Origin of the sequence: Pseudomonas sp. NPDC078416 (assembly GCF_050268485.1) — a bacterium.
In the GTDB taxonomy this organism is placed as follows: domain Bacteria; phylum Pseudomonadota; class Gammaproteobacteria; order Pseudomonadales; family Pseudomonadaceae; genus Aquipseudomonas.
Genome location: NZ_JBNNGV010000050.1, coordinates 1 through 20,609 on the forward strand (window position 1 = coordinate 1; position 20,609 = coordinate 20,609).

18 protein-coding genes, 1 rRNA gene and 1 pseudogene are annotated in these 20,609 nt (G+C 60.7%); 13 read left to right on the plus strand and 7 right to left on the minus strand.

Going from position 1 to position 20,609, the window contains the following annotated elements; genetic code table 11:
* Nucleotides 1–95: 95 nt before the first annotated feature.
* The 11 genes and pseudogenes from ACQKEN_RS24490 to nuoN all read left to right on the plus strand — a co-directional run.
* A pseudogene (locus tag ACQKEN_RS24490) lies at nt 96–230 on the plus strand (hypothetical protein); the annotation flags it as partial.
* Nucleotides 231–232: 2 nt separating this feature from the next.
* On the plus strand, nt 233–730 hold the full coding sequence (gene nuoE, locus ACQKEN_RS24495) for an NADH-quinone oxidoreductase subunit NuoE (protein ID WP_065989124.1): 498 nt from the start codon (nt 233–235) through the stop codon (nt 728–730).
* Nucleotides 727–2,085, plus strand: a complete 1,359-nt coding sequence (gene nuoF / locus ACQKEN_RS24500) for an NADH-quinone oxidoreductase subunit NuoF (RefSeq protein ID WP_427689386.1) — start codon at nt 727–729, stop codon at nt 2,083–2,085. The genes nuoE and nuoF overlap by 4 nt, the downstream gene beginning before the upstream one ends.
* 134 nt (nt 2,086–2,219) lie before the next feature.
* Nucleotides 2,220–4,931, plus strand: coding sequence for an NADH-quinone oxidoreductase subunit NuoG (gene nuoG, locus ACQKEN_RS24505; protein WP_427689387.1), 2,712 nt, complete (start codon nt 2,220–2,222; stop codon nt 4,929–4,931).
* Nucleotides 4,928–5,917, plus strand: a complete 990-nt coding sequence (gene nuoH, locus ACQKEN_RS24510; protein ID WP_037008811.1) for an NADH-quinone oxidoreductase subunit NuoH — start codon at nt 4,928–4,930, stop codon at nt 5,915–5,917. Before nuoG ends, nuoH begins: the two co-directional genes overlap by 4 nt.
* 11 nt (nt 5,918–5,928) lie before the next feature.
* Entirely contained in the window at nt 5,929–6,477 is a 549-nt protein-coding gene (gene nuoI, locus ACQKEN_RS24515; RefSeq protein ID WP_122536327.1) for an NADH-quinone oxidoreductase subunit NuoI, read from the plus strand.
* A 9-nt stretch (nt 6,478–6,486) separates the two neighbouring features.
* The gene (gene nuoJ, locus ACQKEN_RS24520; RefSeq protein WP_037008804.1) at nt 6,487–6,987 is read left to right on the plus strand and encodes an NADH-quinone oxidoreductase subunit J; all 501 of its coding nucleotides are present in this window, start codon (nt 6,487–6,489) and stop codon (nt 6,985–6,987) included.
* A gap of 4 nt (nt 6,988–6,991) precedes the next feature.
* The gene (gene nuoK / locus ACQKEN_RS24525; protein ID WP_065989117.1) at nt 6,992–7,303 is read left to right on the plus strand and encodes an NADH-quinone oxidoreductase subunit NuoK; all 312 of its coding nucleotides are present in this window, start codon (nt 6,992–6,994) and stop codon (nt 7,301–7,303) included.
* Nucleotides 7,300–9,147: an NADH-quinone oxidoreductase subunit L gene (gene nuoL / locus ACQKEN_RS24530; protein WP_427689388.1), complete on the plus strand. Its 1,848-nt coding sequence runs from the start codon at nt 7,300–7,302 to the stop codon at nt 9,145–9,147. Before nuoK ends, nuoL begins: the two co-directional genes overlap by 4 nt.
* Nucleotides 9,148–9,199: 52 nt before the next feature.
* Nucleotides 9,200–10,732 (plus strand): NADH-quinone oxidoreductase subunit M, encoded by a 1,533-nt coding sequence (gene nuoM / locus ACQKEN_RS24535; RefSeq protein ID WP_074892027.1) that lies wholly within the window; start codon nt 9,200–9,202, stop codon nt 10,730–10,732.
* A gap of 7 nt (nt 10,733–10,739) precedes the next feature.
* The gene (gene nuoN / locus ACQKEN_RS24540; RefSeq protein ID WP_074892029.1) at nt 10,740–12,197 is read left to right on the plus strand and encodes an NADH-quinone oxidoreductase subunit NuoN; all 1,458 of its coding nucleotides are present in this window, start codon (nt 10,740–10,742) and stop codon (nt 12,195–12,197) included.
* Nucleotides 12,198–13,065: 868 nt separating this feature from the next.
* Here the strand turns inward: nuoN and ACQKEN_RS24545 are convergent.
* The 6 genes from ACQKEN_RS24545 to ACQKEN_RS24570 all read right to left on the minus strand — a co-directional run bounded on the left by ACQKEN_RS24545 (nt 13,066) and on the right by ACQKEN_RS24570 (nt 18,695).
* On the minus strand, nt 13,066–14,130 hold the full coding sequence (locus tag ACQKEN_RS24545; protein WP_074893658.1) for an AI-2E family transporter: 1,065 nt from the start codon (nt 14,128–14,130) through the stop codon (nt 13,066–13,068).
* 142 nt (nt 14,131–14,272) lie between these two features.
* The gene (locus tag ACQKEN_RS24550; protein WP_427689389.1) at nt 14,273–15,952 is read right to left on the minus strand and encodes a methyl-accepting chemotaxis protein; all 1,680 of its coding nucleotides are present in this window, start codon (nt 15,950–15,952) and stop codon (nt 14,273–14,275) included.
* 82 nt (nt 15,953–16,034) lie between these two features.
* On the minus strand, nt 16,035–17,393 hold the full coding sequence (locus ACQKEN_RS24555) for an ATP-binding protein (protein WP_427689390.1): 1,359 nt from the start codon (nt 17,391–17,393) through the stop codon (nt 16,035–16,037).
* Nucleotides 17,390–18,058, minus strand: coding sequence for a response regulator transcription factor (locus ACQKEN_RS24560; protein ID WP_065989106.1), 669 nt, complete (start codon nt 18,056–18,058; stop codon nt 17,390–17,392). Before ACQKEN_RS24560 ends, ACQKEN_RS24555 begins: the two co-directional genes overlap by 4 nt.
* The gene (locus tag ACQKEN_RS24565; RefSeq protein ID WP_427689391.1) at nt 18,058–18,387 is read right to left on the minus strand and encodes a PepSY domain-containing protein; all 330 of its coding nucleotides are present in this window, start codon (nt 18,385–18,387) and stop codon (nt 18,058–18,060) included. Before ACQKEN_RS24565 ends, ACQKEN_RS24560 begins: the two co-directional genes overlap by 1 nt.
* The gene (locus tag ACQKEN_RS24570; RefSeq protein WP_427689392.1) at nt 18,387–18,695 is read right to left on the minus strand and encodes a PepSY domain-containing protein; all 309 of its coding nucleotides are present in this window, start codon (nt 18,693–18,695) and stop codon (nt 18,387–18,389) included. The genes ACQKEN_RS24565 and ACQKEN_RS24570 overlap by 1 nt, the downstream gene beginning before the upstream one ends.
* Nucleotides 18,696–18,858: 163 nt before the next feature.
* Here ACQKEN_RS24570 and ACQKEN_RS24575 point away from each other — a divergent pair, with 163 nt between their 5' ends.
* Both ACQKEN_RS24575 and queD read left to right on the plus strand, forming a co-directional pair.
* Entirely contained in the window at nt 18,859–19,941 is a 1,083-nt protein-coding gene (locus tag ACQKEN_RS24575; RefSeq protein WP_427689393.1) for a patatin-like phospholipase family protein, read from the plus strand.
* A gap of 104 nt (nt 19,942–20,045) precedes the next feature.
* The gene (queD, locus tag ACQKEN_RS24580; protein ID WP_074893670.1) at nt 20,046–20,402 is read left to right on the plus strand and encodes a 6-carboxytetrahydropterin synthase QueD; all 357 of its coding nucleotides are present in this window, start codon (nt 20,046–20,048) and stop codon (nt 20,400–20,402) included.
* A 121-nt stretch (nt 20,403–20,523) separates the two neighbouring features.
* Here queD and rrf read toward each other — a convergent pair.
* Nucleotides 20,524–20,609: ribosomal RNA gene (gene rrf, locus ACQKEN_RS24585) — 5S ribosomal RNA — on the minus strand; the annotation flags it as partial.

Below are 20,609 nucleotides of genomic sequence, written 5' to 3' on the forward strand. Positions count from 1 at the left end.
ATTTGCCCCAGCGCCAGGGTCGCACTGCTGCTGACACCGGTTAAACGCGTCTGGGCATTGAGATAACGTTCGTGGCGCAGCCGGGCATAGAAAAATACCGTACCCGGATTCGCACCCCAAGCTACCCGCACCTGCAGCAGATCCCTTCGGTGATCAAAGGCAGCATGGTCGCGGACTTGATTGCGTACCTGGGTAGTATCGATTTCGTTATGGCCGACGTGGACCGCTAAGCATGAACAGCACGCTTATCCAGACAGACCGTTTCGCCCTGAGCGAATCCGAGCGCTCGGCCATCGAGCACGAAATGCATCACTACGAGGACCCGCGCGCGGCGTCCATCGAAGCCCTGAAAATCGTTCAGAAGGAACGCGGCTGGGTCCCGGACGGCGCCATCTATGCCATCGGCGAAGTGCTGGGCATCCCCGCCAGCGACGTTGAAGGCGTGGCGACGTTCTATAGCCAGATCTTCCGTCAGCCGGTGGGCCGCCACATCATTCGCGTCTGCAACAGCATGGTCTGCTTCATCGCCGGTCACGAAGACATCGTCAGCGAGATTCAGAGCAAGCTGGGCATCGGCCTGGGCCAGACCACCGCCGACGGCCGCTTCACACTGCTGCCGGCCTGCTGCCTGGGCAACTGCGACAAGGCGCCGGCGGTCATGATCGACGACGATACTTTCGGCAATCTGCAGCCCGCGGGCGTCGCGCCGCTGCTGGAGGGTTACGTATGACCATCACTTCCTTCGGCCCTGCCAACCTGATCGCCCGCGCTCCGGAAACCCATCCGCTGACCTGGCGTCTGCGCGATGACGGCGAACCGGTGTGGCTCGATGAATACCAGAAGAAAGACGGCTACGCAGCGGCGCGAAAAGCGTTCGCGACGCTGTCGCCTGACGAAATCGTCCAGGCCGTCAAAGACTCCGGCCTCAAGGGTCGCGGCGGTGCAGGCTTCCCCACGGGCGTGAAGTGGGGGCTGATGCCCAAAGACGAATCCATGAACATCCGTTACCTGCTGTGTAACGCCGATGAGATGGAACCGAACACCTGGAAGGACCGCATGCTGATGGAGCAACTGCCCCATCTGCTGGTTGAAGGCATGCTGATCAGTGCTCGCGCGCTGAAGGCCTATCGCGGTTACATCTTCCTGCGCGGCGAATACACCACTGCGGCGGTGCACCTGCGCCGTGCGGTGAAAGAGGCCGAAGCGGCCGGCCTGCTGGGCAAGAACATTCTCGGCACCGGTTTCGATTTTGAACTGATCGTGCACACCGGCGCCGGGCGTTACATCTGCGGCGAAGAAACCGCGCTGATCAACTCCCTGGAAGGCCGTCGCGCCAACCCGCGCTCCAAGCCGCCCTTCCCTGCCGCCGTTGGCGTGTGGGGCAAGCCGACCTGCGTGAACAACGTCGAGACCCTGTGCAACGTCCCGGCCATCGTCAACAACGGCAACGATTGGTACAAAGCCATCGCGCGTCCGGGCAGCGAAGACATGGGCACCAAGATCATGGGCTTCTCCGGCAAGGTGAAGAACCCGGGCCTGTGGGAATTGCCATTCGGCCTGCCGGCACGCGAGTTGTTCGAAGACTACGCGGGCGGCATGCGTGACGGCTTCAAGCTCAAGTGCTGGCAACCCGGTGGTGCAGGCACAGGCTTCCTGCTTCCCGAGCATCTGGACTGCCAGTTCTATGCCGGCGGTGTTGCCAAAGTGGGCACGCGGATGGGCACCGGCATGGCGATGGCGGTTGATGACAAGGTCAACATGGTCTCGCTGATGCGCAACCTGGAGGAGTTCTTCTCCCAGGAATCGTGTGGCTTCTGCACACCGTGCCGCGACGGCCTGCCGTGGAGCGTAAAAATTCTGCGCGCCATCGAAAAAGGCGAGGGTCAGCCGGGCGATATCGAGACGCTGCTGGGCCTGGTTAACTTCCTCGGCCCTGGCAAGACGTTCTGTGCTCACGCACCGGGCGCCGTGGAACCGCTGGGCGCCGCGATCAAGTATTTCCGCTCTGAGTTCGAAGCAGGTATCGCCCCGGCACGTCCGGGCAGCCTGACTCAAGTCAGCAGCCCGACGGTGGTTGGCGCATAACACGATAAACGGTTGGCGGCCCACAAGGCCGCCTTCCCTGCATCCGACGACGCCGCGAGGCTGTTTGAGTCGGATGGCACCGAGATTCCATTAGCCACGCCCGCTGACACCGGGCCAACGAAGAACTTTGAACCATGGCCACTATCCACGTAGACGGCAAAGCGCTCGAAGTCGATGGCGCAGACAACCTGTTACAGGCATGTCTGTCGCTGGGCCTCGACATCCCTTATTTCTGCTGGCATCCAGCACTTGGCAGTGTTGGCGCCTGTCGCCAGTGCGCGGTCAAGCAGTACACCGACGAGAACGACACCCGTGGTCGCATCGTCATGTCCTGCATGACACCCGCCACTGACAACACCTGGATCTCCATCGAAGACGACGAATCCAAGGCGTTTCGCGCCAGCGTCGTTGAATGGCTGATGACCAACCACCCGCACGACTGTCCGGTCTGCGAGGAAGGCGGTCACTGTCATTTGCAGGACATGACGGTGATGACCGGCCACAACGAGCGCCGCTATCGCTTCACCAAACGCACCCACCAGAATCAGGAGCTGGGGCCGTTCATCGCACACGAGATGAACCGCTGCATCGCCTGCTATCGCTGCGTGCGTTTCTATAAAGACTACGCCGGCGGTACTGACCTCGGCGTGTTCGGCGCCCACGACAACGTGTACTTCGGTCGCGTTGAAGACGGCACCCTGGAAAGCGAGTTCTCCGGCAACCTCACCGAGGTCTGCCCGACCGGTGTGTTCACCGACAAGACCCACTCCGAGCGCTACAACCGGAAATGGGACATGCAGTTCTCGCCGAGCATCTGCCACGGTTGCTCAAGCGGCTGCAACATCAGCCCGGGCGAACGTTATGGCGAAATCCGCCGTATCGAGAACCGCTATAACGGTTCGGTGAACCAGTATTTCCTCTGCGACCGTGGCCGTTTTGGCTATGGCTACGTCAACCGCACGGACCGTCCGCGCCAGCCGCTGGCCGAAGGCATCAAGCTGGGCCTGGACGCTGCGCTGGACAAGGCCGCCGACCTGCTGCGCGGGCGTAATATCGTCGGCATCGGTTCGCCGCGCGCCAGCCTGGAAAGCAACTTCGCCCTGCGCGAGCTGGTCGGTGCCGAGCACTTCTACTCGGGCATCGAAGCCGGTGAGCTGGAGCGTCTGCGCCTGATCGCTCAGGTATTGAAAGACAGCCCGCTGCCGATCCCCACCCTGCGTGAAGTCGAAGAGCACGACGCCGTGTTCATCCTCGGCGAAGACGTCACCCAGACCGCTGCACGCATGGCCCTCGGCCTGCGTCAGTCGGTGAAGAACAAAGCCGAAGACATGGCCGCTGCGATGAAAGTCCAGCCATGGCTCGACGCTGCGGTGAAGAACATCGGCCAGCACGAAATGAACCCGCTGTTCATCGCCAGCCTGACTGACACCCGCCTCGACGATATCGCCGAAGAGTGCGTACACGCCGCTCCGGACGATCTGGCACGCATCGGTTTCGCCGTGGCGCACGCCATTGATCCAAGCGCGCCTGCCGTCACCGGCCTGGACAGCGAAGCACTGGAACTGGCCCAACGCATCGCCGATGCACTGCTGGCCGCCAAGCGTCCACTGATCGTCTCCGGCGCCTCGCTGGGCTCCAACGCGCTGATCGAAGCGGCGGCGAACATCGCCAAAGCCTTGAAGCTGCGCGAGAAGAATGGCTCCCTGAGCCTGATCGTGCCGGAAGCCAACAGCATGGGCTTGACCCTGTTCGGTGGCGACTCGGTCGACGCTGCACTGCAGGCCGTGATTTCGGGCCAGGCCGACGCTATCGTCGTGCTGGAAAACGATCTGTTCACGCGGGTTGACGCTGCGACGGTCGAGGCTGCATTGAAGGCTGCCAAAGTGGTGATCGTGGCCGATCATCAAAAGACCGCGACCACCGACCGCGCCCATCTGGTGCTGCCGGCCGCAAGCTTCGCCGAAGGCGACGGCACGCTGGTCAGCCAGGAAGGCCGCGCCCAGCGCTTCTTCCAAGTGTTCGACCCGACGTATCTGGACGCGAGCATTCTGGTTCACGAAGGCTGGCGCTGGCTGCATGCCCTGCGCGCCACCCTGTTGAATCAGCCGGTTGACTGGACTCAGCTCGATCACGTCACCGCTGCCTGCGCGGCAAGCAATCCGCAACTGGCCGGCATCGTCGGTGCCGCGCCGTCTGCGTCCTTCCGCATCAAGGGTCTGAAACTGGCGCGTGAACCGCTGCGTTACAGCGGCCGGACCGCCATGCGCGCCAACATCAGCGTGCACGAACCGCGTATGCCGCAGGACATCGACACCGCGTTCGCGTTCTCGATGGAAGGTTATTCGGGCTCTGCCGAACCGCGTTCTCAGGTGCCGTTTGCCTGGTCGCCGGGCTGGAACTCGCCACAAGCGTGGAACAAGTTCCAGGACGAAGTCGGTGGTCACCTGCGTGCTGGCGATCCGGGCGTGCGCCTGATCGAGAGCAGCGGCGACAAACTGGGCTGGTTCGCCAACGTGCCGCGTGCCTTCTCCCCTGCACAAGGGACCTGGCAGGTCGTGCCGTTCTATCACCTGTTCGGCAGCGAGGAGACCTCTTCCAAAGCCGCACCGGTTCAAGAGCGCATTCCCCAGGCCTATGTGGCGCTGGCGAAGTCCGAAGCGGACCGTCTGGGTGTCAACGAAGGTGCCTTGCTCAGCCTGAGCGTTGCCGGCCAGACCCTGCGTCTGCCGCTGCGCATCAGCGAAGAACTGGGCGCAGGCCTGGTGGCGCTGCCGTCCGGTCTGGCTGGCATTCCTCCGGCGTTGTTCGGCAAAACCGTTGATGCCGTGCAGGAGGCCGCTCAATGACCTGGTTCACCCCTGAAGTGATCGACTCGATCATCGCTGTCGTCAAGGCCATCGTGGTGCTGCTCGCCGTGGTGGTCTGCGGCGCGCTGCTCAGCTTCGTCGAACGCCGTCTGTTGGGCTGGTGGCAGGACCGTTACGGGCCGAACCGCGTGGGTCCGTTCGGCATGTTCCAGATTGCTGCCGACATGCTGAAGATGTTCTTCAAAGAGGACTGGAACCCGCCCTTCGTCGACCGGGTGATCTTCACCCTGGCGCCAGTGGTCGCCATGAGCGCGCTGTTGATCGCGTTCTCGGTTATCCCGGTGACCCAGACCTGGGTGGTCGCCGACCTGAACATCGGCCTGCTGTTCTTCTTCGCCATGGCCGGTCTGTCGGTCTATGCGGTGCTGTTCGCCGGTTGGTCATCGAACAACAAGTACGCCCTCCTGGGCAGCTTGCGTGCTTCGGCGCAGACCGTGTCCTACGAAGTGTTCCTCGGCCTGTCGCTGATGGGCATCGTGGTGCAGGTCGGTTCGTTCAACATGGGCGACATCGTCAAGTACCAGGCCGATCACCTGTGGTTCATCATTCCGCAGTTCTTCGGTTTCTGTACCTTCTTCATCGCTGGCGTCGCCGTGACTCACCGTCACCCGTTCGACCAGCCGGAAGCGGAACAGGAGCTGGCCGACGGTTACCACATTGAATACGCCGGCATGAAATGGGGCATGTTCTTCGTCGGTGAGTACATCGGCATCATCCTGATCTCGGCGCTGTTGGTGACCCTGTTCTTCGGTGGCTGGCATGGTCCGTTCGATATCCTGCCGCAACTGTCGTTCATGTGGTTTGCCCTGAAAACCGCGTTCTTCATCATGCTGTTCATCCTGTTGCGTGCTTCGATCCCTCGTCCGCGTTATGACCAGGTGATGGATTTCAGCTGGAAGTTCTGCTTGCCACTGACCCTGATCAATTTGCTGGTGACCGCTGCGGTCGTCCTGGCGGCTCAGTGAGGATTTGACCCATGTTCAAATATATTGGCGACATCGTTAAGGGTACGGGTACCCAGCTGCGCAGCCTGATCATGGTCTTCGGCCATGGCTTCCGTAAGCGTGACACCCTGCAATATCCGGAAGAGCAGGTGTATCTGCCGCCGCGCTACCGTGGCCGCATCGTCCTGACCCGCGACCCCGACGGCGAAGAGCGCTGCGTGGCCTGCAACCTGTGCGCCGTGGCCTGCCCGGTGGGTTGCATCTCGCTGCAGAAGGCCGAGGCCGACGACGGTCGCTGGTACCCGGAGTTCTTCCGCATCAATTTCTCGCGTTGCATCTTCTGCGGCATGTGTGAGGAAGCTTGCCCGACCACCGCGATCCAGCTGACGCCGGATTTCGAGATGGCCGAGTTCAAACGTCAGGATCTGGTGTACGAGAAGGAAGATCTGCTGATCTCCGGCCCCGGCAAGAACCCTGATTACAACTTCTACCGCGTTGCAGGGATGGCCATCGCCGGGAAGCCGAAAGGCGATGCACAGAACGAAGCCCAGCCCATCAACGTCAAGAGCTTGCTGCCTTAAGGAAGAAAGATGGAATTCGCTTTCTATTTCGCATCCGGCATCGCTGTGGTGGCCACCCTTCGGGTGATCACCAACACGAACCCGGTGCACGCCCTGCTCTACCTGATCATTTCGCTGATCGCCGTGGCCATGACCTTCTTCAGTCTCGGCGCGCCGTTCGCCGGGGCCTTGGAAGTCATCGCTTACGCGGGCGCCATCATGGTGCTGTTCGTCTTCGTGGTGATGATGCTGAACCTGGGCCCGGCCTCGGTTCAACAAGAACGCGCCTGGCTCAAACCTGGCATCTGGCTCGGCCCGATTCTGCTGGGCGGTCTGCTGCTGGCGGAGTTGATCTACGTGCTGTTCGCCAACTCCACCGGCGCTTCCATCGGTCACACCACGGTGGACGCCAAAGCCGTCGGCATCAGCCTGTTTGGCCCTTACCTGCTGGTTGTCGAACTCGCCTCGATGCTGCTGCTTGCGGCAGCCGTGACGGCGTTCCATGTCGGCCGCAACGAGGCGAAGGAGTAAAGCCATGAACTCAGCAATCCCTCTGGAACATGGTCTGGCGGTCGCCGGCATCTTGTTCTGCCTCGGCCTGGCGGGCCTGTTGGTACGCCGCAACATTCTGTTCGTGTTGATGAGCCTGGAAATCATGATGAACGCAGCCGCGCTGGCCTTTGTGGTCGCGGGCAGCCGTTGGGCACAGCCTGACGGCCAGATCATGTTCATTCTGGTGATCAGCCTTGCCGCAGCCGAGGCCAGCATTGGCCTGGCGATCCTGCTGCAACTGTATCGCCGCTTCCACACGCTCGATATCGACGCTGCCAGCGAGATGCGCGGATGAACCTACTCTTTCTGACTTTCGTATTCCCCCTGATCGGTTTCCTGCTGCTGTCGTTTTCGCGCGGCAAATGGTCGGAAAACCTTTCAGCCCTGATCGGCGTGGGCTCCATTGGCCTGTCGGCCATCGTTGCCGCCTACGTGATCTGGCAATTCAACGTGTCTCCACCGGAAGGCGGTCACCTGACCATGGTGCTGTGGCGCTGGATGTCGGTGGACGGCTTCGAGCCCAACTTCGCCCTGTATGTCGATGGCCTGTCCATCACCATGCTCGGCGTGGTGGTCGGCGTCGGCTTCCTCATTCACCTGTTCGCCTCGTGGTACATGCGCGGTGAAGACGGCTACTCGCGCTTCTTCGCCTACACCAACCTGTTCATTGCCAGCATGTTGTTCCTGATCCTGGGCGACAACCTGCTGTTCATCTACTTCGGTTGGGAAGGCGTGGGCCTGTGCTCGTACCTGTTGATCGGTTTCTATTACAGCAACCGCAACAACGGCAACGCGGCCCTGAAAGCCTTCATCGTCACCCGCATCGGCGACGTGTTCATGGCCATCGGCCTGTTCATTCTGTTCCAGCAACTGGGCACGCTGAACATTCAGGAACTGCTGGTTCGCGCACCACAGCACTTCAAGGTCGGCGACTTCTGGATCGTTCTGGCCACGCTGATGCTGCTGGGCGGTGCCGTCGGTAAATCCGCGCAACTGCCGCTGCAAACCTGGCTGGCGGACGCGATGGCCGGTCCTACCCCGGTGTCGGCACTGATCCACGCCGCAACCATGGTAACGGCGGGCGTTTACCTGATCGCGCGGACCCACGGCCTGTTCATCCTGGCGCCGGACATCCTCCATCTGGTCGGCATCGTCGGCGGCGTGACGCTGGTACTGGCGGGCTTCGCCGCGCTGGTGCAGACCGACATCAAACGTATCCTCGCCTACTCGACCATGAGCCAGATCGGCTACATGTTCCTGGCGCTGGGTGTGGGTGCATGGGACGGCGCGATTTTCCACCTGATGACCCACGCCTTCTTCAAGGCCCTGCTGTTCCTCGCGTCCGGTGCGGTGATCGTTGCCTGCCATCACGAGCAGAACATCTTCAAGATGGGCGGCCTGTGGAAGAAACTGCCATTGGCCTACGCCAGCTTCATCGTCGGCGGCGCCGCGCTGTCGGCCTTGCCGCTGGTCACGGCGGGCTTCTATTCCAAGGACGAAATCCTATGGGAAGCCTTCGCCAGCGGCCATCAGTATCTGCTGTACGCAGGTCTGGTCGGTGCGTTCATGACCTCGCTGTACACCTTCCGCCTGATCTTCATCGCCTTCCACGGCGAAGCGAAGACCGAAGCCCACGCCGGCCACGGGATCTCCCACTGGTTGCCACTGGGTGTGCTGATCGTGCTGTCGACGTTCATCGGCGCCTGGATTCATCCGCCACTGGCTGGGGTGTTGCCGGAGAGCGCAGGTCATGCGGGCGGGGAAGCCAAGCACAGCCTGGAAATCGCCTCGGGCGCCATTGCTCTGGCCGGTATTCTGCTGGCGGCGGTGCTGTTCCTTGGCAAGCGTCGACTGGTTACGGCCATCGCCAACAGCGGGCCGGGTCGTTTCCTGTCCGCATGGTGGTTTGCAGCCTGGGGCTTCGACTGGGTGTATGACGTGCTGTTCGTCAAACCTTACCTGGCAATCAGTCGCCTCCTGCGTGCCGACCCGCTCGACCACACAATCGGCCTGATTCCGCGTCTGGTCAAAGCCGGCAACGGCTTGATGACCCGCACCGAAACCGGTCAGCTCCGCTGGTATGCCGCTTCGATCGCCGCAGGTGCCGTACTGGTACTCGGCGCGATTGTGCTGGTCTGATGAGTCGATCTGACATGAACCTTGCGACTTTGCGAAAGGAATTGAGCCCGTCATGATTCTGCCTTGGCTAATCCTGATCCCCTTCATCGGCGGCCTGCTGTGCTGGCAAGGTGAGCGCTTCGGCCCTACCCTGCCGCGCTGGATTGCGCTGTTGACCATGTCTCTCGAGACGATTCTGGGCCTGTGGGTCTGGAGCACCGGTACGTTTACCTATGCTCCGGCTCCGGGCGCCGATCCGACCTGGGCCCTTGAATTCAAGCTCCAGTGGATTCAGCGCTTCGGCATCAGCGTGCACCTGGCCCTCGATGGCCTGTCCCTGCTGATGATTCTGCTGACCGGCTTGCTGGGTATCCTCTCGGTACTCTGCTCGTGGAAAGAGATTCAACGTAACGTCGGCTTCTTCCACCTGAACCTGATGTGGATCCTGGGCGGCGTCGTCGGCGTGTTCCTCGCCATCGACCTGTTCATGTTCTTCTTCTTCTGGGAAATGATGCTGGTGCCGATGTACTTCCTCATCGCGCTCTGGGGTCACAGCTCGGCGGACGGCAAGAAGACGCGGATCTATGCAGCGACCAAGTTCTTCATCTTCACTCAGGCCAGCGGCCTGATCATGTTGGTGGCGATCCTGGGTCTGGTGCTGGTGCACTTCAACCAGACCGGCGTGATCACCTTCGGTTACGCGGACCTGCTGAAAACCAAGCTGTCCCACAGCACCGAATACATCCTGATGCTGGGCTTCTTCATCGCGTTCGCGGTGAAGCTGCCGATCGTGCCGCTGCACTCCTGGTTGCCTGACGCTCACGCCCAGGCGCCAACCGCCGGTTCCGTGGACCTGGCGGGCATCCTGCTGAAGACCGCTGCGTATGGTCTGCTGCGTTTTGCCCTGCCGCTGTTCCCGAATGCATCGGCCGAGTTCGCGCCGATCGCCATGGTGCTGGGCCTGATCGGGATCTTCTACGGTGCCTTCCTGGCCTTCGCCCAGACCGACATCAAGCGCCTGATCGCGTTTTCCAGCGTTTCGCACATGGGCTTCGTGCTGATCGGCATCTACTCCGGCAGCCAGCAGGCGCTGCAAGGCGTCGTCGTTCAGATGCTCGCTCACGGTCTGTCGGCCGCCGCACTGTTTATCCTCAGCGGCCAGTTGTATGAGCGTCTGCACACCCGGGACATGCGCGAAATGGGTGGCCTGTGGAGCAAGATCGCGTACCTGCCGGCCATCAGCCTGTTCTTCGCCGCCGCGTCGCTGGGCCTGCCAGGCACCGGTAACTTCGTCGGTGAATTCCTGATCCTGATCGGCAGCTTTGTCAGCGCGCCGTGGATCACCGCCATCGCCACTTCCGGTCTGGTGTTCGGTTCTGTCTACTCGCTGATCATGATCCACCGCGCCTACTTCGGCCCGGCCAAATCCGACGCGGTCTACAAGGGCATGGACGGTCGGGAATTGATCATGGTGCTGGGTCTGGCGGTGTTGTTGATTCTGCTGGGCGTGTACCCGCAACCGATCCTCGACACCTCCTCGGCGACCATGCATGGCGTGCAGCAATGGCTCGGCACCGCCTTCACTCAACTCGCTTCGGCCCGGTAAGAGCGCTATGGACCTGACGATTCAACACTTTATTGCGCTGGCGCCGCTGCTGATTACCAGTATCACCATTGTGGTGGTGATGCTGGGCATCGCATGGCGTCGCAACCATTCGCAATCATTCCTGCTGACGGTAGCGGGACTCAACCTGGCTCTGCTGTCCATCTACCCGGCGCTGAAAGTTGCGCCACTGGTGGTCACGCCGTTGCTGCAAATCGACAGCTTCGCCTGCCTCTACATGGGCATTATCCTGGTGTCGACGCTGGCCTGCGTCACCCTGGCTCACGCCTATCTGGGTGAAGGCAAGGCAGGTTACCCGGGCAACCGCGAAGAACTCTACCTGCTGATCCTCATGGCTGCGGCCGGTGGGCTGGTGCTGGTCGCCGCGCAACACTTGGCAAGCCTGTTCATCGGCCTGGAACTGCTGTCGGTGCCGGTCTACGGTCTGGTGGCTTACGCGTTCTTCAACAAGCGTTCGCTGGAAGGCGGCATCAAGTACATGGTGCTGTCGGCCGCCGGCTCGGCGTTCCTGCTGTTCGGTATGGCGCTGCTGTATGCCGAATCCGGCAGCCTGGGTTTCAGCGAAATCGGCAAGGCCATCGCCGCCACTGGCATGCCAAGCCCGATCGCCAGCCTGGGTCTGGGCATGATGCTGGTGGGTCTGGGCTTCAAGCTGTCGCTGGTGCCGTTCCACTTGTGGACACCGGACGTGTACGAAGGCGCCCCTGCCCCGGTAGCGGCTTTCCTCGCCACCGCCAGCAAGGTCGCGGTGTTCGGCGTGCTGGTTCGCCTGTTCCAGATCTCCCCGGCGGCTACCAGTGGTGTGCTGACGGACGTGATGTCGGTCATTGCCGTGGCGTCGATCCTGGTCGGCAACCTGCTGGCCCTGACGCAGAACAACCTCAAGCGTCTGCTGGGTTACTCGTCCATCGCGCACTTCGGTTACCTGATGATCGCGATGGTGGCGAGCAAGGGCATGGCGGTCGAGGCGATCAACGTCTACCTCGTCACCTACGTGCTGACCAGCCTGGGCGCGTTCGGCGTGGTCACCTTGATGTCGTCGCCTTATAGCGGCCGCGACGCCGACGCGATGTTCGAATACCGCGGCCTGTTCTGGCGTCGTCCGTACCTGACGGCGGTGCTGACCGTGATGATGCTGTCGCTGGCAGGTATTCCGCTGACGACGGGCTTCATCGGCAAGTTTTACATCATCGCGACGGGCGTCGAGGCGCACCTGTGGTGGCTGACCGGTTCGCTGGTCGTGGGTAGCGCCATCGGCGTGTTCTATTACCTGCGTGTGATGGTGACGTTGTATCTCCAAGACTCGAAGATCCAGCGCCACGACGCCCCGTTCAACTGGGCGCAGCGTGCAGGTGGCGTGATGCTGTTGGGGATTACGCTGTTGGCGTTCTTCCTGGGCGTTTACCCGCAACCGCTGCTGACCCTGGTGGGCCATGCCGGTTTGTGATGGTTGAGTGATGCACAAAAAACCCTGCCTTCGAGCAGGGTTTTTTTATGGCTTTGCATTTTAAAGGATCAAGAGCATCTGCCTAACGGCAGATCGTTTCGCCTTCGGCGAGTTACTTGGAAAAGCACCCCAAGTAACCAAGGGTGCTTGCTCTCGGTTTGGCCCTCCTTCGTCCGGTTCCCTTACTCCGACGACGCTCCGTGGGCCCGCGCCGAACGGACATCCATGTCCTAGCGGCGCTCTCGCGGCATCCATGCCGCTCGGCCCACTCCGCGTCGTCTGCGTTCGGCCTGCACCAAAGTCGCGATTGGCGGTGTCTGAAGTTTTTGCGCAGGCAGATCAAGAGCAGATCAAAGGCTTCCCGGCTAAAGCCGGTCCCACTGACCGCATGCACATTCACTGTAGGAGCGCGCTTGCCCGCGATGGCATCCTGTCAGCCACACAGATGCCGCTGACCCACCACAATTCGCGGGCAAGCGCGCTCCTACAGAGGATCTTCATCACGCCAAGGACTTTCCTCGAACAAGCAGGCCGCAGATGCCGTTGCAGTTGCAGTTGCAGTTGCAGTTGCAGTTGCCGTTGATCTTCCTACGCAGGAAGTCCAGACGACACCCATCGCGACTTGGGTGCAGGCTGAACGCAGGTCTCGTGGAGTGGGCCGAGCCGCATGGATGCGGCGAGAGCTGCCCCCCGCCATGGATGGCGGATGGCAGCGGGCCCACGGAGCGGGACCGGAGTGAAGGAACCCGACGAAGTCGGGCCCAACCGAGAGCAGGCACTTTTGCTTACTTTTGGTGCTTTTCAAAAGTAAGTCGCCGAAGGCGAAATGTCTGCCCTTAGGCAGACGCTCTTGATCTTGCAACAACAATCAACCGGGCAATCGAACGGTTTTCTTGTCACCGGTAAACAACGCCCACGTCGACATAAACAGCGCCGCCACCATCGGACCGATCACAAACCCGTTCAACCCGAACACCGCCATCCCGCCCAGCGTCGAAATCAGAATCAGGTAATCGGGCATCCGCGTATCCTTGCCCACCAGGATCGGACGCAACACATTATCCACCAGCCCGATCACAAACACCCCGAACAGCCCCAACACCACACCCTGCCAGATCATCCCGCTGAGCAGGAAATACAGCGCAACCGGCGCCCAGACAATCCCCGCCCCCACCGCCGGCAGCAACGACAGAAACGCCATCATCACCGCCCAGAGCAAAGCGCTCGGGATATCCAGTGCCCAGAAAATAAACCCGCCCAACGCGCCTTGAGTCACCGCCACCACAATATTGCCCTTCACCGTCGCGCGCACGACGCGGGTGAACTTCAACTGCAAGCGCCGTTTCTGAGGCTCGGCCAGCGGAATCGCGATGCGGATCTTGCGGGTGAGCTCCTGGCCGTCGCGCAGGAAAAAGAACAGCAGGTAGAGCATGATGAAAAAGCTGACAACGAAATCGAATGTACCCTGCCCAAAGCTGAACGCCTGGGTGGCCAGGTAGTTGCTGCCCTGCATCGCGCTTTTGGCGATCTTGTCGCGCAGACCGTTGAAATCTCCCATGCCCAGACGATCAAGCCAATGCTGCACATAGGGCGGCAACAGCACCTTGAATTCAGCCAGGTACTTGGCGATGTCGAGCTGACCACTTTCCACATTCTTGTAAAGCGTCGCCCCCTCCTGAACCATCAACGCCGCGATGACAATCACCGGCAGAATCGCAATGACCAGACAGATCATGAGCGTGCAAAGGGACGTCAGGTTGCGCTGCCAGCCGAAGCGGGCCAGCAAACGGCGTTGCAGCGGCGCGAAGATGATGCCGAGGATCACCGCCCAGAACACCGCGCCGTAGAACGGCAGCAGAATCCAGATGAACGCGATGGTCACCAGTACCAGTAACAGCAATAGGGTTTTATTTTGCAGCGCGGTTTCGTTCATGTTTCTTCCATGTCATTAAGCCGCGTCGAGCACACGGCCTGATGCTTAGTCCGTCAATCACTGCAGGAGTGCCACGCCTGATGTGCAGGGCAGATGGAAGAGGCGCAAGCGGCGGGCCCTGCGCAAGACCCGCCATTCAAGACTAGATCCTGAACTGCCGAACCAACTGGCCGAGGCGCTGATTCAGCTCCGTAAGGTTGCGCGATGTAGAGGCGCTGTGGCGGGTTTCATCGGCCACGCTTTCGACCGCCACGGCGATCTGGTGGACGCTGCGATTGATCTCTTCCGCGACGGCCGTCTGCTCTTCTGCGGCGCTGGCAATCTGCGCGTTCATCGCATTGATAGTGCCGATCAGTTGACCGATGGTGTCCAGCGACGCGCCGGCTTCGTTGGCGCGAGCGGAAGTCCCGTCGCCCGCCTCGCTCGAACGTTTCATCGCCTGCACCGCGCCCTGGGTGCCCTGTTGCAAGCGATCGATCATGCCCTGAATTTCCTGGGTGCTTTGCTGCGTACGGCTGGCGAGCGCGCGCACTTCATCGGCCACTACCGCAAACCCGCGGCCCGCCTCGCCGGCACGCGCGGCTTCAATGGCGGCGTTGAGTGCCAGGAGGTTGGTCTGATCGGCGATGGAACGTATCACCCCGAGCACGCCGACGATGGACGACACGTCATTCTGCAGGCTGTCCAGTGAAGTACCGCTGTCGCGGATGTCATTCACCAGCGCGTGAATCTGCTGGATACTGCCGTCGACCACTCGCTTGGCGGCCTGACCTTCGGCATCGGTTTGCTGCGCAGCGACCGAGGCGCCCTGAGCACTTTTCGCGACTTCCTGGGCGGCCGCCGACATCTGATTGATCGCCGTAGCCACCTGATCCGTCTCGTGACGCTGACGCTCCATCGCCTGCTCCGAGCGCTGGGCCTGATCGGTCACTTCACCCACAAGCCCGGTCAATTGGGCGGTCATTTCGGCGATCTGCCGGACCAGCCCGTGAATCTTGTCGACAAAGCGGTTGAACGACCCGGCCAGCTCGCCGAGTTCGTCCTGAGAGGTCACCGCCAGACGCTGGGTCAGATCACCCTCACCGGCCGCGATGTCATCAAGGTTGGCTTTCATCAGGCGCAACGGCCGCAGAATACCGCCCGCGATCCAGAAGCCCACCGCCGCAATGATCAGCAATACGAGGAGCGTAATGCCAATGATGCTGACGAGCATGTTCTGCCGGCGCTCGGCGACATTCTTCTGTAGCTCCATGACTTTGGCATCGATGTTGTCCAGATTGATCGACGACCCGAAAGCCATGTCCCACTTCGGCAGGTATTCGGTGTAACCCAGTTTGGGCACCAGCTCGCTTGTACCGGGCAGCGCAGAGGAATACTCCAGGTAATGAGTACCCGCTTTCGCCACGTCAACGAGGCCCGCATTGACGAAGACGCCTTTTGGATCGCGGGCGTCCTTGAAGCTCTTGCCGATGCCGTCCGGGCTATTGCCCTTGAACAGCCGCACCGCCTGAGAGTCGTAGCCGAAGAAGTACCCGTCCTTGGCGTAGGTGACCTGAGAGAGCATTTTGATGACTTGCGCGCGGGCCTCCATGTCGCCCGGGGCCGAGGCTTCATACAGCGGTTTGATGGTGCCCATCGCAACAGCCACGTAGCTTTGCAACGTGGCTTTGGCTTCCGCGAGCAGGTGCTGGCGGGTTTCCTCGACTTCGCGCTTGCCCTGTTCACGCAGCATGATGACAGTGCTGGCGCTGATGATCAGTGCGAACACCAACACCGGGAGCACGGCGAGCGAAAGTACTTTGGCTTTGAGATTTAGCCGCATAGAAGTCATGACCCTTTGTTTTTGTACGTTGAGCCGTTGGGGTTCCTTTACGGTTAACGGCCCGGCACACAAAAAGTTGAGGTTACGAGGGTTGATGCGCGCTTTCGGTCCCCGGCAGTTGCGGGCTAAGTCGTTCGGGCAGATCAATGCGCACTTGCAGCCCGCCCATGGGGCTGTCCAGTAACTGAATGCAACCGCCCCACGCCTCGACGATGTCCTTGACGATGCCGAGGCCCAGTCCGTGGCCGGTGACTTGTTCGTCCAGACGATTGCCACGGCCGATCACTTCATCGCGATGCTGCACGGGGATGCCCGGGCCATCATCGTCGATCAGCAGGCAGTAGCCACCGGCGCTCTTGGCAATGGTCAGGCTGACCTGGCTGTCGGCCCACTTGCAGGCGTTGTCCATGACGTTGCCCAACAACTCGAGAATGTCCTCACGGTCCCACGGCAGAAACAGACCCGCAGCGATTTCACTGCTGAGTTCCAGATGCTCGCCATGAATCATTCGCAGTGTGGAAAACAGCCCGGGTATCTCCGCCGCGCAATCAAACCGTGCGCCGGGCAAAGCATCGCCTGACAATCTTGCACGATTGAGCTCACGCTCAAGACGCTGCTGAATGTGCTGCAACTGATCGCGCAGGGTCTCGCGCACGTGCGGGTGGCCCGCCAGCTTTTCGCCTTCGGCCAGGCTCATCAGCACGGCCAGCGGCGTCTTCAGCGCGTGGCCCAGATTGCCAAGGGCATTGCGGGAGCGCTTGAGACTGTCCTCGGTGTGGGCCAGCAGATGATTGATCTGCGCGACCAGCGGCTCAAGCTCCACCGGCACTCGCTCATCGAGTTGCGAACGCTGCCCCTGTTGCAACTGGAAGATCTGTTCCCTCGCCCTGTCCAGCGGGCGCAAGGCACGGCGAACGGTGACGCGCTGCAACACGAGAATCAATATCAGGGCCATCAATCCCAACCCGAGACCGATGCGCTGGACCAGCGCGAAACTGTCCCGCACCGGGGTGTAGTCCTGAGCAACGGTGATGGAGATGGTCTGCCCGAACTTGCGGTAATCGGTGTGCAGCAACAATAGCGATTGATCAGTCTTCTCCAGGGCAAGATCGGCATGCAGGCCGGGCTGCCCGGGGTGCGGCAACTCCAGATCCCACAGCGAGCGCGAGCGCCAATGACCCTGCTCGAAATCGATCCGGAAATAATGGCCTGAATAGGGTCGCTGATAGCCGGGCGACAGGCGATGCTCATCAAGCTGCAGGCCGTCGGGGCCGCGCACCAGCGCAACCAGCAGCAGCTCGCTTTCATTGCGCAGGCCAGACTCGAGATAACGCTGCAAGCCGACTTCAAACAACCACAGGCTGATCTGCGCCAGGACCAGGCCGACAATCAGCAACACGCTGATCAGGCCCAGGCTCAGGCGTCGTTGAATCGACCTCACTCGCCTGTCCCTGCAAAACGATAGCCCTGCCCACGCCGCGTCTCGACCACGGCGCGTCCAAGCTTGCGGCGCAAATGATTGACGTGGACCTCGATCACATTCGAGTCCCGCTCGTTCTCCCCATCATAGAGGTGCTCGGCCAAGTGGCTCTTGGAGAGAATCTGCCCGGGGTGCAGCATGAAATAACGCAGAAGGCGAAACTCCGCCGCCGTTAGTTGAATGTCTTCCTCCCCGCGACTGACGCACTGGCGCCCTTCGTCCAGGTGCAGGCCTGCGGCTTCGAGTTTCGGCTGGTTGGCCAGACCGCGGACACGGCGAAGCAGCGCTTGAATACGCAGCTGCAGCTCTTCGGGATGAAAGGGTTTGGTCAGATAGTCGTCGGCGCCCGCCTTGAGGCCCTCGATACGCTCGGCCCAGGAAGCCCGCGCGGTCAGAATGAGTACGGGGGTGGACAGTCCGCCGGAGCGCCATTTCTGCAGGACTTCAAGCCCGGGAACGCCCGGCAGCCCAAGATCAAGCACGATCAGGTCGTAGGGCTCGGTGGCGCCTTGATGAATGGCGTCGCGCCCGTCGGTCAGCCAGTCGATCGCGTATCCCTGCCGGCCCAGCGTACTGATGAGCTCGTCCGCCAGGGGAACGTGGTCCTCAACCAATAACAAACGCATCAATCGTCTTCCTTGTCTTGCAACAGGCGGCTGTCAGCGGCATCGAATTTGAGCTCGCGCACGACATGATCGGCGGTGAGAAGCTCGATCTCATACACCAACGCACCGTGTTTCTCTTCAAGTTCGGCCTCAAGCAGCTTGGAGCCGGGGTAACGTCCCAGGGCCTGATCGATGAACTGCTCAAGCGGCAGAATCACGCCCTTCCTGCGCAGCTCAAGCACCTCGTCCTGATTCAGGTCCCGAGCCAGGCACGCCAGGCTGGGGGTGACCGCACAGGCGGCCACCAGACAGTAAACGAAACGCTTGACGGGACGCTTACCGACGATCATCAGGTGTCCTGATGGTCTTTGAGGATCTGTCCGCTAACAGCGTCGACTTCAACGTCCCACTCCACACCTTGCGCATCGCGCAGTTCGATCTGGTAAACGTACTTGCCATATTCCTGTTCCAGCTCGGTGTCAGTAATGGTGGATTTCGGGTGTTTGTCCAAGGCGACGGCGTTGAGCTTTTCAAAGGATTTAATAGTACCTGCATCGCGCAGTTTCAGCGCCTCATCAGGACCTAAATCCCGGGCCTGGACATAACCGGCGGTAACGGTGAATGCAGTAGCAGCGATAAAGGCAGTCAGGATTTTCATGGTGGATCTCCGTAGGGGTCTGTTTGTTTACGAGACCCACCTTAAACGGGCGAACTTAATTGAAGCTGAATTTATCTGGCTACGTGCCACTACCCGTTGTGCGTCCAGTGGCTGAAAATGGGGCCCACGATATACTTCGTCCCTGTCCAACTCCGGAGGGGCCATGAGCAACATTCACATCAAATACCCGGCATTGACTATCAAGGCCGGCAGGCGTGCGATGACGCGGATCAGGGAGCAAGGGCTATCAGCGATGGATGTCGGCATCATCCCTGGCGCTGCGGGTGGCCCCAAGGCGCTGGGCATTCAGGGCCTTGATCTGGCGCTGTTCGGTGAATGGCTGCCCCGGGCTCCCCGGGAGCGCTCGTTGATTGGCGCTTCCATCGGTTCGTGGCGATTTGCGAGCGCATGCCTGCCGGACCCGGTTGCAGGTATTCAGCGACTTGGGCGCCTGTACAATGAGCAGAGTTTCGCCAAAGGCGTAACGATGGCGCAGGTCACCCGCAGCTGCGTAACGATGCTTGATGCGCTTTTGCACACAGACGCTGCACAGGTCCTGGAGAATCCCCATTACCGTCTCAACGTGATGATCGTCAGAAGCCGTGGCTTGCTCGCCCGGGATCATCGTGCAGGGTTGAGTTTGGGGCTGGGAGCGGTTATCGCTGATAACCTGCTCGGGCGGGCGCGCCTGTCGCGGCATTTTGAACGGCTGGTCATGCACGACCCACGCCTCGTCCCTCCCCTTCTGCCGCTGACTGACTTCCCATCCCGTTGCTTGCCACTGGACACATTGAACCTGCGCCAGGCATTGCTGGCGTCAGGCTCTATTCCGATGGTCATGGAGGGCGTTGCCGAGATACCTGGTGTCGGCGCAGGGATGTTCCGCGATGGCGGACTGCTCGACTACCATTTGGATCTTCCGTACAGCGGTAGCGACATAGTGCTGTATCCGCACTTCACCGACAAAATCATTCCAGGTTGGTTTGACAAGGCACTTCCGTGGCGCAGGGGCGACCAGACCCGGCTTCAAGACGTCGTGCTGCTGGCCCCCTCAAACGCGTACCTGGCTACGCTGCCCTACGGCAAGCTGCCTGATCGAAGCGACTTTAAACGGTTTGTAGGCAGGGATGCGGATCGGCAGCGGTATTGGCGCACAGCAATGGAAAGCAGTCAGCGGCTGGGGGATGAGTTTCTGGAACTGGTCGACACGGGCCGTCTCGCACAACGATTGCAGCCTCTGGTTTAACCACGTGGTCAGGTTCTGCCTGTCACTCGCCAAACCATTACTGATAAACTCGCAGCTTGCATTTATCGCGCTGGCGATCGCCACTTATCAAGGCTTATATCACCGTGGAAATTTTTAAAGAGTTTACGTTCGAGTCAGCTCACCGGCTCCCTCACGTGCCGGACGGCCACAAGTGTGGACGTCTGCACGGTCACTCATTCCGTGTGGCGATCTATCTGCAGGGCGAACCTGATCCCCATACTGGCTGGATCCGCGATTTCTCCGAGATCAAGACAATCTTCAAGCCTCTGTACGAACGCCTGGACCATAACTACTTGAACGACATTCCCGGCCTGGAGAACCCGACCAGTGAAGTGTTGGTGAAGTGGATCTGGAAAGAGTTGAAGCCGCTGCTGCCAGAATTGTCCGCCATACGGATTCACGAGACATGCACCAGTGGCTGTGTGTATCGCGGTGACTGATCAGCGTTGACCAGGAAAAACCACCCCCATGGGTGGTTTTTTTTGAGCCGAGATGTCGCAGCTTTTCCGCGCGCAAAAACAAAACCCCATCTACTTTCGCAGATGGGGTTTCGGAATTTAATCTTGACGATGACCTACTCTCACATGGGGAAACCCCACACTACCATCGGCGATGCATCGTTTCACTGCTGAGTTCGGGATGGGATC

What these genes read in the sequence shown, in the direction of transcription:
- nuoE (WP_065989124.1), top strand. Translation starts at nt 233, where the DNA reads ATGAACAGCACGCTTATCCAGACAGACCGTTTCGCCCTGAGCGAATCC.
- nuoF (WP_427689386.1), top strand. Translation starts at nt 727, where the DNA reads ATGACCATCACTTCCTTCGGCCCTGCCAACCTGATCGCCCGCGCTCCG.
- nuoG (WP_427689387.1), top strand. Translation starts at nt 2,220, where the DNA reads ATGGCCACTATCCACGTAGACGGCAAAGCGCTCGAAGTCGATGGCGCA.
- nuoH (WP_037008811.1), top strand. Translation starts at nt 4,928, where the DNA reads ATGACCTGGTTCACCCCTGAAGTGATCGACTCGATCATCGCTGTCGTC.
- nuoI (WP_122536327.1), top strand. Translation starts at nt 5,929, where the DNA reads ATGTTCAAATATATTGGCGACATCGTTAAGGGTACGGGTACCCAGCTG.
- nuoJ (WP_037008804.1), top strand. Translation starts at nt 6,487, where the DNA reads ATGGAATTCGCTTTCTATTTCGCATCCGGCATCGCTGTGGTGGCCACC.
- nuoK (WP_065989117.1), top strand. Translation starts at nt 6,992, where the DNA reads ATGAACTCAGCAATCCCTCTGGAACATGGTCTGGCGGTCGCCGGCATC.
- nuoL (WP_427689388.1), top strand. Translation starts at nt 7,300, where the DNA reads ATGAACCTACTCTTTCTGACTTTCGTATTCCCCCTGATCGGTTTCCTG.
- nuoM (WP_074892027.1), top strand. Translation starts at nt 9,200, where the DNA reads ATGATTCTGCCTTGGCTAATCCTGATCCCCTTCATCGGCGGCCTGCTG.
- nuoN (WP_074892029.1), top strand. Translation starts at nt 10,740, where the DNA reads ATGGACCTGACGATTCAACACTTTATTGCGCTGGCGCCGCTGCTGATT.
- ACQKEN_RS24545 (WP_074893658.1), bottom strand. Translation starts at nt 14,130, where the DNA reads ATGAACGAAACCGCGCTGCAAAATAAAACCCTATTGCTGTTACTGGTA.
- ACQKEN_RS24550 (WP_427689389.1), bottom strand. Translation starts at nt 15,952, where the DNA reads ATGCGGCTAAATCTCAAAGCCAAAGTACTTTCGCTCGCCGTGCTCCCG.
- ACQKEN_RS24560 (WP_065989106.1), bottom strand. Translation starts at nt 18,058, where the DNA reads ATGCGTTTGTTATTGGTTGAGGACCACGTTCCCCTGGCGGACGAGCTC.
- ACQKEN_RS24565 (WP_427689391.1), bottom strand. Translation starts at nt 18,387, where the DNA reads ATGATCGTCGGTAAGCGTCCCGTCAAGCGTTTCGTTTACTGTCTGGTG.
- ACQKEN_RS24570 (WP_427689392.1), bottom strand. Translation starts at nt 18,695, where the DNA reads ATGAAAATCCTGACTGCCTTTATCGCTGCTACTGCATTCACCGTTACC.
- ACQKEN_RS24575 (WP_427689393.1), top strand. Translation starts at nt 18,859, where the DNA reads ATGAGCAACATTCACATCAAATACCCGGCATTGACTATCAAGGCCGGC.